Raw genomic sequence first — 11040 nt, 5'->3', positions numbered from 1 at the left:
CATGAAAAAGATAACTAATATACGCCATATAACGCTTGTCTTCGGTGCCTTGCTCGCATTGTCTAGTTGTAAAAACGATGGCTTCCTCGATCGTTTTCCACAGAGTGAATTCAGCGAACCGACCTACTTCAAAACCGAAAATGACCTAAAGCTCTACGCAAACACATTTTATAATAATTTGCCTCAGGTAAATGACTATAGATCGGATAATAATTCAGACAACATGTTGCCTTCTACCTCGAATGATCTTTTGGGTGGCACCTATGCCATACCTGCATCTGGAGGGGGATGGGATGCTGGCGCCTGGTTAAATATCCGCCGCTGTAATTATTTCCTCAAACGTTATGAAAATGCGCAGACCAGTAATCAGGCACTTTATGCTGCTGAAGTCCGTTTTTTTCGGGCACTGTTCTATTGGCAAAAGGTAAGGGATTTTGGGGACGTCCCTTTGGTTCTGACAGACCTGGAAGACAATTCCGAAGAACTTTATGGGCCACGTGTAAACCGCAATCTGGTCATGGACCAAGTGATCACAGATCTGGAATTTGCCGTGCAAAATTTACCTAATAAAGGTAGTGAAGAGACAGGCCGTCTGAATAAAGATAATGCCAATGCACTTTTATCACGGCTTGCTTTATGGGAAGGAACATTTCGAAAATATCATAAACTTGGTAACGAAATTCCGATGTTACAAAAATCGCTCGCTGCCTCTGAAGCACTGATCAATTCAGGACGATATAAGCTATATACAACAGGCAATCCTGATAAGGACTACTATAATCTATTTGTCCAACAGGATCTTAAAAACAATCCAGAGTCCATCATGCATTGGGCATATATCATTGGGACAACAACGCAAAATTACACCCGCCAATCTGGAGAAAGTAATACTGGAGCGACCAAGGACCTAGCGGACTCCTATCTGTTTAAAGATGGAAAACCTATTGGTTTGACTTCCTATTCCTATGATGATGGAACTCCTGCCAATGAAGTAAAAAATAGAGATCCCCGTTACGGACAGACTATTGCGACACCGGGATTTGTATACAACACCAACCCCGTACTCACGTATGGATTGCCCAATATCGGAACATCTCAAACCTCAAGTGGTTATTGGTTGATTAAAGGCCGGTCAAGCGATCCTGCGCAAATTGTTGCCAACCAATCCGACATAGACGCATTTATCTTTCGCTATGCGGAAGTACTGTTGAACTTTGCCGAAGCGAAATATGAAATTGCTGGCACGATTGCACAGGCGGATCTGGACAAGAGCATCAATCTATTACGCAGCCGGGTAGGTATGCCAGCGCTAACAACGTCGGTACAGGCCGATCCAAATGCATTGAATTATGGTTATGCTGTTGCTCCTTTGCTCTATGAAATCCGGAGAGAGCGACGCATTGAACTGATAGGCGAAGGATTTCGTTTTAACGATATCAAGCGATGGAAAGCAGGTAAATTAGTCGAAGGGATTAAAACTGTTCGCGGAATGAAGCTCAATGCCAGTTTACGCAGTCAATATACCTATGATGTAAGCAAAATTGCCACTGACAATAACGCGCTCATCATCGTAAACACAAATTTTACCAACGGCCGCCAATGGAACGATAAGTATTATTATTTACCTCTGCCACTGGATCAGATTACATTGACACAGGGCAAGCCCGGAGCATATAAACAGAATCCTGGCTGGTAATCAGTAAGCAATAACACTTTGGAATTTCAATAAATTTAGAAAAATAATGAATACACGAAATAAAAGATTGTTAGGGTGTTTTTTGAGTTTGATCGTGCCGTCCATATCGTTTGCACAGGAAGCGCCCAAACCCTATGGTGTGCTTCCTACGGAAAGACAGTTGCTTTGGCAGGAGATGGAAATGTATTGCCTGATCCATTACACCCCAACAACATTCCAAAATAAGGAATGGGGTTTTGGCGATGCGGATCCATCGATTTTCAATCCGGCCAAATTTGATGCCCAACAGATTGTAAGTGCTGCCGCAGCAGGCGGATTTAAAGGTATTATTTCCGTGGCAAAACACCACGATGGATTTTGCCTATGGCCTACGACAACAACATCATACAGCATAAAAAGTTCTCCCTGGAAAGGTGGCAAAGGAGATATGGTCAAAGAGTTTATGCTAGCGACCCAGCAGCAGGGCTTAAAATTTGGACTCTATTTATCCGCCTGGGATAGACATGATACACGTTATGGTACAGCGGCATATGCAGATGCTTATCGGGCACAATTGACAGAATTGATGAGCAATTATGGGGATCTATTCACCTCCTGGCATGATGGTGCCAACGGTGGTGACGGGTACTACGGTGGTAAGAATGAGAAACGCAAAATTGATCGGGCCACCTATTATGCCTGGCATGAAAAAACATGGCCTATTGTTCGAAAAAAGCAACCTTTGGCGGTCATATTTTCAGACATTGGGCCTGACATCCGTTGGGTAGGAAATGAAAGTGGATTTGCAGCTGAAACAAGCTGGGCGACTTTTTCTCCCAAAGGAGTAGACGGACACCAGGCTGTTCCGGGACAAGTGGACTACAAAGAGTCTCCATCGGGCACAAGAAACGGCCAATATTGGATTCCTGCAGAATGTGATGTGCCCCTAAGGCATGGTTGGTTTTACCATAAAACCGAAGACAACCAGGTAAAAACACCGGATCAATTGTTTTCTATTTACCTGAAATCAGTGGGGCGAGGTGCCGCTCTGGACCTCGGGTTAGCACCTATGCCAGAGGGCCAATTGCACGAGAACGATGTCAAATCATTACAGGCTTTCGGAAAAAAACTGAGAGAAACCTTCAAAACAAACCTTGCAAAGGAGGCTACCGTAAAAGCATCCAATCTACGTGCAAACGCGAAGAAGTTTGCCGCTAACCTCATTTTGGACGACGACCGATACAGCTATTATGCTTCTGATGATGCTGTTCTAACTCCCGAATTGGAAATCACCTTGGCGGGAGCCAAAGAGTTTGACCTGATTCGCTTAAGGGAAAATATCAAATTGGGGCAACGGTTAGATAGCGTCGTCATCAAGAGGGAAGTAAATGGTCAGTGGGAACGCTTAGCCACAGCGACCAGTATCGGTGGTAATCGCTTGATTAAACTGGAACACCCAGTAAAAGCGACAAAATTAAAAATTAGTCTTTATGCGCCTGTTGCTCCTACCTTAAGTGACTTCGGCTTATTCAAGGAATTTACCGAACCCTTTGCTTTTGAAAATACAGCTGCCGATTATACAAGATTAGCAAGCAGTGACATCAAAATCATTCCAAAAATGCCCAAGAGCATAGATACAGACCCAAAGTCAATAGAACTCTTTGAGGGGTCTAAGGAAGCTGTTATATTTGAATCAAAACAAACCATCACTGCATTGGGATATCTCCCCCGCCAGGACGGAAAGTCCAAGGGAATGGTGCTGAAATATGAGATAGCTACCAGTCCTGATGGAAAAAAATGGACTACGCTCAATACAGGCGAGTTTTCCAATATCCAAGCCAATCCAGTTGAGCAGATTATTCATTTAACGACACCGATTCGAGAAAAATACATTCGATTCACCCCCAAAGAAACGGTCGGACAATCATTTTCTGTTGCGGAGTTTAGTTTGTATAAATAGGCTCCAGTGACACGGTAAAAACTATAATAAGCAGAAAACCTCAACTACTTACAATTTTAAAAACAGGCGAAATGCCTGTTTTTTTTGCGAGATCAGCAGGAGCACACTATAAATTTTCCAAATGAAAGATGGCGAACATGGAGGATTCAACTGGGGCCTTTCTTGTAATTTAATAGGGACTTTATTCGGACATAATAGGGACCTCATTCGGACCTTATTCGGATAAGGGCGTATAAACTCCCTATTACACCCCTATTTTGTATCAATTAAATTACAATGAATCTAGGAGTTAAAGCAAACCTTTCCCCCACTTGTCTGTTAACAGCTTCAAACCAATTATAAAAGTTATGGCACGAGTAAATAATGGAGCAAACGGTGCCCCCTCCGGAAAAGTTGGCGCTGTCGTATTTTGCAAATGGAAGGATATCACCTATGTACGTTCCCTTCCTAAAGTCAGAAAAAAAAGAAAACTATCGGACAGTGAGGAAAAAAACAGGGGTAAATTTGGCTTTACACAAACTTTTCTGGCCCCATTTACAAAATTTTTCCGCTTAGGTTTTCAGCATTATGCAGAAAACATGACCGCTTTTAATGCGGCTATGTCCTATCATCTTGAACATGCCGTCTTCATGGGGGCACAGGGGCCTGCCATCAATTATGAAAAATTTGCGATCAGTAGAGGATTGGACGATCTTATTGTTTCCACATCCACCGAGATCGTAGACCATAAACTCGAAATCAAATGGGAACCCAAAATAACTAAGGAACTGCTGAACCATGAATTAACTGACTTTAGGGCCATGGTGCTCTTACTACCTGAAAATTCAATGGATCAATCAAATGGACTGCTATTGGGTAATAGCATCGAACACCGATCCCAGTTGATCGATCTACCTAAGATCAGTGAAAGCTCAATTTTTCATGTCTATTTGGGTTTCGCAGCGACAGATGGCAGCAATCGTAGTATGAACAGCGTTTATGTCGGCAAAATTACTGCAGAAAAAGAATGATTTTTTGTAACAGGAAACCTTCTCTATCAAAGCAATGAAACAAATGCCGTATAGTAGTAAATAGAATTTTTTACTCCCGTTTCGCTGAGGTAAATGATTCATAGCTTTTTTGTATATAGCGATATAGATCATATGTATTCCATGATTGCACCTGCTCAAAAGTCGGTCTATACACTTCTATAAAAGTCATCAAATCCTCATCTTTTATGGAAGTACTCATTTTAACAACATTTTTATTAAATACACTGTCTATTTTGCTTTCCTTAATCGCAAGTTGGATATTCTTCTCCATCGCTCTAGCTCGTTTTCCATTCTTACTAAAAAGTTCGTAAAAAAAAGTGATCGGTTTCCCGCCGAAAGGATTTAGGAGCGCGATGGGCGGTCTTCCACCATAATAGATACCAGCTTTCTTATTCTTTTCCTTCTGTATATCCTCGAGTCCATCAATTTCTTTAATGCGCCGATTTCTGGTAATTACAATTTCGTCAAGAACAATAGACCGTTTCCTTAGAAAGATAGAATCTGTCAGCTTGTCGCCAAAAACCCGCTTCGTTTCCCAGTGATCATGTCTGAATTCAAGCGTATCGCCAAATTTATAATCCAGCGCAAAATTTCCATATGCATCAGACGCATTACGTTCTTTTGAGTTCAAATTTAAAATGTTGATGCCCCGTAGCAATAAACTGGTATCCGAAGAAAAAACAGTTCCACTATAAACGGCTCGTTTTTGGCCATAAGCCAAAGTGCAGTAACTAAACCCAACGATCAACAACAAACCTAAAGATCTAACAGAAGCACTTATCCTCATAATAATTCAAATGATAGCTATACCAGATCCATGATGCCCATCCATTTTTTTAATCCTTTTTAATAAATAATCTAACAAAAGTTATTTCATTAATTCCTGAAAAGAAGTAAATACGCCGCTTTTGTTCAATAACCACATTCCCAGACGCTCATAGGCAATCCCGTCACTGATTTTATAGGTAAAAAAGGGTAAGCCCTCATGGTCTTTCTCAATATTCAGTCTTTTAAAACTAATGTTACTCAGCCCTTTTAGCTTTTCAGCCAACTCTGCAATATGGGAAGATACAATCGCGAATGGCCCATCAATTACAGTAAAGAATTTCATCACTTCAAATATTGCCAGTGAAGCATCTTCGTTATTCGTTCCCTTAAACAGCTCGTCCAGGATGATCAGGGCATTTGACTTAGGCTGTAGCTGATCTGCGATTTCTTTAAGCCGAATCCCTTCATTATAAAAATGACTGTAGCCCAAATCTATATTATCGTTTATATTGATTGAAGTGAATAATCCATCCAGTACATCCGTTTCCATGGCGAGGCCGGGGACAGGAAAACCGATATGGGCTAAGTAAACAGCTATTGCTATCGACTTGATTAAGGAGGATTTACCAGCCATATTGGCTCCTGTAAGAAACCAGACCTTCTCTGAGCGCGCCATAAAAATATCGTTGGGTATTGGCTTCGAGTGAAAAAGATGGTATAATCCCGCAATACAGAGTTTCCCCGTTTCCCCCTTTTTGGTAAAAACCGGAAAACAATGGACTTTGTCCCTGAAGGATTTTGCAATTGCTAAATAGGCGTCAGTTTCGTACAAAAAGCCCAAAATGGATTTAAGTTCCTTCAATAAATCACAGCGAATAATATGGTTATAAATATCAAAGTTAAAATGAGTGACATGAAGTTTAGCGCTACGGAAATTATCGGTTTTTAATATCTTCTTTAAACAGTATTTAGATTTTTCGAAATATTCGGCAATATCCGCATCGTCATTTACCTGCATTACCACAGCTAAAAATCGATGAAAGTTAAGTAATACATCAACGATTTCGATCATCGATCGCTTGGTATAAAAATACGTTGGAGAACTTACTCTGAATACGTTCAGCACATAAAGGAAAGACTTCGCGTTGGGAGTTGGGACCAAAAACTTTTCCAGGTCCAAAAGTATGGATTTATCAAAATAAAAGGAATGATCCACGAATGGCAACATACGTTTTATCTTACTATGCCTTTCCGAAATCAGGTTTAGATTGGTCGTCGGGGATAAAAAAAAACTTTGCAATACCCGACTTCCTCCGTCCGTCGTTGTGTTGCTGAAAAAGTCAAGAACACTCCGTCCAAAAGTACTGCTGAGTTGCAGGTCTTTTTTTGTCTGTTCGTCAATTAGAAATCTGTTAGCCATTTTTTATATCTCAGGTCAGCTTTCGCAATGATCGATGCTTATCCTGTTCGTTTATTTTTGATTATACCCTCAGAAAAAACCTCGCTGAGTGGCTCTACCTAAATTAACTAAAAATATGGCGAATACATCAACGTAAAAATATATTTACGGAATATTACTTCATAATAAGATAACATTGTGCTAACACAAAATCCTTGTTGTTCTGTTTAACTTAGTAAGAATGAATGACATGGCTTTGAATCGCATTATTTATACGGTAGTTATTAGTTTCAGCCTCCTGTTATGGTCCTGTGGCAATACAGATCATACCATTAAAATGAAAGGTTCGGATACGGAGGTCAATCTTGCCGTTAATCTTGCGGAAGCATACAACAGGACCGATCCAAGCTTCAGCATGGCTATTTCAGGTGGGGGCTCTGGGCTCGGCATTACTTCCCTATTGAATGGGCAGGCAGATATCGCCAACTCCTCACGGCCGCTGACCGAAGAAGAACAGGCGCTCTTCAGAAAGAAAAAAATAGACCTCAAAACCGTTGTCTTTGCCGAAGATGCTACCGCTTTTGTGGTGCATAGCGACAATCCGATCTCGGAGATTGATGTGAAAACGCTGTCAAAAATCATGAGTGGGGAGATCGAAAACTGGAAATCTGTTTCCAGCAGGAACATTCCGATCAATATTTATGGCAGACAGAGCAGTTCGGGTACCTATTCATTTATTCGCAAGAAACTGAAAATAGTCTACAGCCAAAAGGCCAAGGAAATGACCGGCAATGCACAGATTCTGGAAGCCATCAAAATCGACAAATCAGGTATCGGCTATGTCGGTGCGGGCTATATCTCCAAAAAAATTCAAGATAACAAGGGGATCAAGGTATTGAAAATTAAAAATGATGTCAATTCCAATGCGATATCGCCCTTAGATCCAGCAGCGATAAAAAACAGGTTATATTTCTTCCAACGCCCCCTCTATCAATTTATTCCCGAAAAGTCATGGCCAAAGGTGCTGTCGTTTATCCAATTCGAAACCAAAGGGGAAGGAACGAAGATTATTGAAAACTCAGGTTATTACCTTATTCATTAAATAACATGCAGTACAAAAAACGAATAGCCATCGATCAGATCGCCAAAATCATATTCAAGTCTACCGGATATCTGGTACTTGTGCTTCTAGGAGGCATTTTCTTTATGTTGCTCTATAACGCGGTCGCTTTCTTTCTGGAAGTTTCGCCTTTGGATTTTATCAGCGGAAGCCAATGGAACCCCACAGCAGCAGAACCCGTTTACGGCATTCTACCTTTAATTGTGAGTACCACTATTGTTTCTTTGGGCGCGATGCTGATTGCCATTCCACTAGGTGTAGGTACTGCAGCTTTTATTTCCGAATATGCAAGTCCCAAACTTAAGACTATTTTAAAGCCTGCCATAGAGATGCTTGCAGCAATCCCTTCGGTCGTAATCGGTTTTTTGGGAATTGTATTGGTTGGTCCTGGAATAGCAGATCTAAACAATCTACCCAACGGACTGAACGCATTAAATGGCGCAATCTTATTGGCCATCATGGCTCTTCCAACCATTATTACCATCTCCGAAGATGCCATACATGCAGTACCGCAAACGTACCGTGAAGCGAGCTATGGCCTTGGCGCGTCGCGCTGGCAGACACTCCGTAAGATTACGATTCCTGCAGCGGTCCCAGGAATCATTGCAGCAGTCATGCTCGGACTCGGAAGAGCCATCGGCGAAACCATGACCGTATTGATGGCTACCGGGAATGCCGCGATATTTCCCAAAGGATTTTTTGATTCGGTCAAAACCATTACCGCAACTATCGCTATCGAAATGGGGGAAGTCCCCTATCAGACCACGCATTATTATGCCTTGTTTGCCATAGCGATTGTCTTATTCTTTATGACCTTAGTGGCCAATCTGATTGGTGAGTATTTTATCAACCGCTTTAGAAAATACCATGCTGCGTAAATTCAAAAAACTGGCACCTATTGTCGAATGGACTACACTTCTCCTCTCCACAGGACTTGTCTGCTTCTTTTTATGCGTGATCCTGTACGATATTTTCAGCAAGGGCTATCAGGTACTGTCCTGGGAATTTGTCGCTGAGCTGCCCACCAATGGCATGACACAGGGCGGTATTCTCACCCCGATCATCGGAACCGTATTTCTGACCTTGATCACGGCAATATTTTCCATTCCCTTTGGCATCTGTTGCGCCATTTATCTCAACGAATATGCAGAGAATACTTGGCTGACCCGCACAATCCGGGCCTCAATCCGCAATTTATCCGGTGTCCCATCCATTATCTATGGCTTGTTTGGTCTAGCACTCTTTGTTCAGGCGTTGAATTTCGGGACGTCGATTCTATCCGCCGGACTGACCCTAGGGCTCTTGTCCCTTCCCTATATTATCACAACGACGGAAGAGGCCCTGCTCCGTATTCCGCGAAGCATGCGTGAGGCCGCTCTGGCTGTGGGAGCCACCAAATTCGAATCCATCAAAGATGTGGTACTTCCCGCCTCTTTGCCCGGTATACTAACTGGCATCGTCCTGACATTGTCCAGAGCAGCTGGTGAAACAGCGCCTATACTCTTTACGGGAGCCGCATTCTATATCACCAATTCCTTTGGCAACCTTAATCAGGAGTTTATGGCATTACCCTATCACCTGTATATGTTATCAACACAACATCAGTCTATCGAAGAAGTCAGGCCCATCGCCTACGGAACAGCATTGGTGCTGATTATTGTGGTGTTCCTTATGAATTTAACAGCTTTCTATATCCGGTATAAGTTTAGAAATAATGAAAAGTAAATTGGTCGCAGAACAGCTCAACCTATGGTTTGGGAGCAAACAGGTGTTGAAGAATATCAATATCGAATTTGAAGAAAACAAAGTTACGGCGCTGATAGGCCCTTCGGGCTGCGGCAAGAGCACCCTTTTGCGAAGTTTTAACCGCATGCATGACCTCTATCCGGAGGCCAGAATCGAGGGACATATCAAGCTGGACGGCCGCGAGATCTATCAAAAAGATATAGAGGTTACTGATCTCCGTAAACGTATAGGCATGGTATTCCAAAAAGCCAATCCCTTTCCAAAAAGTATTTACGAAAATATCAGCTATGGTCTTAAGATTAATAATCTGATTGCGGATAAGGCGACCGTACAAAAAGCATTGGAAGAAGCTTATATCTGGGAGGAGGTTAAAGATGATTTAAAAAAGCCCGCCACACGGCTTTCTGGGGGACAGCAACAAAGGCTCTGTATCGCCCGTGCGGTAGCGCTACGTCCCGAAATTATTTTAATGGATGAACCTTGCTCCGCATTGGACCCAGTGAGTACCCTGAAAATCGAGGAACTTATTCATCATCTGAAAAAAAAATATACGATAGTTATTGTCACCCATAATATGCAACAGGCACAACGTGTCGCCGACAAAACGGTCTTTATGTATCTCGGGGAAATAATTGAGCAAGGCGATACGCATCAAATTTTTAATAATCCGCAACACGAAACTACGCGTAATTATATCAGCGGGCATTTTGGTTAATCTCTGACAATCCGAAATACACCTTTTGTGTGCATATTCCAGATTTTCTCTTATGTTCCGCAAGTTCCAGTTTTGCCGAACGTACTAAAAGATAAATGAGTTTAGTCAAGCAACAATAGGCTGATCCTAGCTTCCAAAAGGATCCGTCTTTTTCTCGGTTTTTAATATCCCGATCAAATGCTGTAAGGCTTTTTGCAAACGTTTGGCATCATCTTCGGTCTGGATAGCCCAAAGGATCTCTTCGGTGCTCGCGGCAGATTTATAACGGATTTGATAACCTGATTTTACACGTGCCACAACGAGCGGTTCGGATTTCGACAGATCGCTTCTGTAATGCTGACCAGTAGACAGAAAAACAGTCAGGACTTTGCCATCCACCGTAACCGTATCAATTTTGGTTTCTTTATAGCGATAGGCAATCTTATACAGCTTATTGATGTAGGCCATGGTCTGCTGTTTGTTGAGCGTTGTATTTTGGGCTTCCAAGCCACTGTGTGCTCCAAAAAAGAGAAAACATATTAATAGGAAGTTCTTCATGCTTCAAATTTATTAATAAACTCCACTTTCCCCATTTTATTATCTCAAATTTATTTATTCGTTGAAACAAAAAAACGTGATAAAGATAC

Annotated in this window: 10 protein-coding genes; 7 read left to right on the top strand and 3 right to left on the bottom strand. The window is 41.9% G+C overall.

The annotated features are described in order from the left end of the window. Position 1: 1 nt before the first annotated feature. The 3 genes from ABDW32_RS17105 (at position 2) to ABDW32_RS17095 (ending at position 4645) form a co-directional block, all read left to right on the top strand. Positions 2-1696 (top strand): RagB/SusD family nutrient uptake outer membrane protein, encoded by a 1695-nt coding sequence (locus ABDW32_RS17105; RefSeq protein ID WP_343564557.1) that lies wholly within the window; start codon positions 2-4, stop codon positions 1694-1696. Between the two features lie 46 nt (positions 1697-1742). Beyond that, the gene (locus ABDW32_RS17100) at positions 1743-3635 is read left to right on the top strand and encodes an alpha-L-fucosidase (RefSeq protein ID WP_343564555.1); all 1893 of its coding nucleotides are present in this window, start codon (positions 1743-1745) and stop codon (positions 3633-3635) included. A 347-nt stretch (positions 3636-3982) separates the two neighbouring features. Beyond that, a complete protein-coding gene (locus ABDW32_RS17095) occupies positions 3983-4645 on the top strand; it encodes a DUF6266 family protein (RefSeq protein ID WP_343564553.1) in 663 nt (220 codons plus the stop codon). 70 nt (positions 4646-4715) lie between these two features. Here the strand turns inward: ABDW32_RS17095 and ABDW32_RS17090 are convergent, their stop codons facing one another. Both ABDW32_RS17090 and ABDW32_RS17085 read right to left on the bottom strand, forming a co-directional pair. Beyond that, positions 4716-5453, bottom strand: a complete 738-nt coding sequence (locus ABDW32_RS17090) for a hypothetical protein (RefSeq protein WP_343564551.1) — start codon at positions 5451-5453, stop codon at positions 4716-4718. An 81-nt stretch (positions 5454-5534) separates the two neighbouring features. Next, positions 5535-6854, bottom strand: coding sequence for a hypothetical protein (locus tag ABDW32_RS17085; RefSeq protein ID WP_343564549.1), 1320 nt, complete (start codon positions 6852-6854; stop codon positions 5535-5537). A gap of 229 nt (positions 6855-7083) precedes the next feature. Between ABDW32_RS17085 and ABDW32_RS17080 the strand changes: the two genes are divergently transcribed. From ABDW32_RS17080 to pstB, 4 genes are read left to right on the top strand one after another with little or no spacing between them, the layout of a single operon-like run. Continuing rightward, positions 7084-7935 carry a PstS family phosphate ABC transporter substrate-binding protein gene (locus ABDW32_RS17080; protein WP_343564547.1) on the top strand — a complete coding sequence of 284 codons (852 nt, stop codon included), beginning with the start codon at positions 7084-7086 and terminating at the stop codon, positions 7933-7935. A 5-nt stretch (positions 7936-7940) separates the two neighbouring features. Further along, positions 7941-8831: a phosphate ABC transporter permease subunit PstC gene (pstC, locus tag ABDW32_RS17075; protein ID WP_343564545.1), complete on the top strand. Its 891-nt coding sequence runs from the start codon at positions 7941-7943 to the stop codon at positions 8829-8831. Further along, positions 8821-9678, top strand: coding sequence for a phosphate ABC transporter permease PstA (pstA, locus tag ABDW32_RS17070; RefSeq protein ID WP_343564712.1), 858 nt, complete (start codon positions 8821-8823; stop codon positions 9676-9678). The genes pstC and pstA overlap by 11 nt, the downstream gene beginning before the upstream one ends. Beyond that, positions 9668-10414 carry a phosphate ABC transporter ATP-binding protein PstB gene (pstB, locus tag ABDW32_RS17065; RefSeq protein WP_077437549.1) on the top strand — a complete coding sequence of 249 codons (747 nt, stop codon included), beginning with the start codon at positions 9668-9670 and terminating at the stop codon, positions 10412-10414. Before pstA ends, pstB begins: the two co-directional genes overlap by 11 nt. 126 nt (positions 10415-10540) lie before the next feature. Here the strand turns inward: pstB and ABDW32_RS17060 are convergent, their stop codons facing one another. Then, positions 10541-10951 carry a hypothetical protein gene (locus ABDW32_RS17060; protein WP_343564542.1) on the bottom strand — a complete coding sequence of 137 codons (411 nt, stop codon included), beginning with the start codon at positions 10949-10951 and terminating at the stop codon, positions 10541-10543. Positions 10952-11040 lie beyond the last annotated feature (89 nt).

Origin of the sequence: Sphingobacterium sp., from assembly GCF_039596235.1 — a bacterium.
Taxonomy (GTDB): Bacteria; Bacteroidota; Bacteroidia; order Sphingobacteriales; family Sphingobacteriaceae; genus Sphingobacterium.
Note: the sequence above shows the minus strand (reverse complement) of the source record. Positions and strands in the feature narration are given on the sequence as shown.

Excerpts from the sequence above, each read along its gene's own strand:
- pstB (WP_077437549.1), top strand. The coding sequence starts at position 9,668 with ATGAAAAGTAAATTGGTCGCAGAACAGCTCAACCTATGGTTTGGGAGC.
- ABDW32_RS17085 (WP_343564549.1), bottom strand. The coding sequence starts at position 6,854 with ATGGCTAACAGATTTCTAATTGACGAACAGACAAAAAAAGACCTGCAA.
- pstA (WP_343564712.1), top strand. The coding sequence starts at position 8,821 with ATGCTGCGTAAATTCAAAAAACTGGCACCTATTGTCGAATGGACTACA.
- ABDW32_RS17090 (WP_343564551.1), bottom strand. The coding sequence starts at position 5,453 with ATGAGGATAAGTGCTTCTGTTAGATCTTTAGGTTTGTTGTTGATCGTT.
- ABDW32_RS17105 (WP_343564557.1), top strand. The coding sequence starts at position 2 with ATGAAAAAGATAACTAATATACGCCATATAACGCTTGTCTTCGGTGCC.
- ABDW32_RS17060 (WP_343564542.1), bottom strand. The coding sequence starts at position 10,951 with ATGAAGAACTTCCTATTAATATGTTTTCTCTTTTTTGGAGCACACAGT.
- ABDW32_RS17095 (WP_343564553.1), top strand. The coding sequence starts at position 3,983 with ATGGCACGAGTAAATAATGGAGCAAACGGTGCCCCCTCCGGAAAAGTT.
- pstC (WP_343564545.1), top strand. The coding sequence starts at position 7,941 with ATGCAGTACAAAAAACGAATAGCCATCGATCAGATCGCCAAAATCATA.
- ABDW32_RS17080 (WP_343564547.1), top strand. The coding sequence starts at position 7,084 with ATGGCTTTGAATCGCATTATTTATACGGTAGTTATTAGTTTCAGCCTC.
- ABDW32_RS17100 (WP_343564555.1), top strand. The coding sequence starts at position 1,743 with ATGAATACACGAAATAAAAGATTGTTAGGGTGTTTTTTGAGTTTGATC.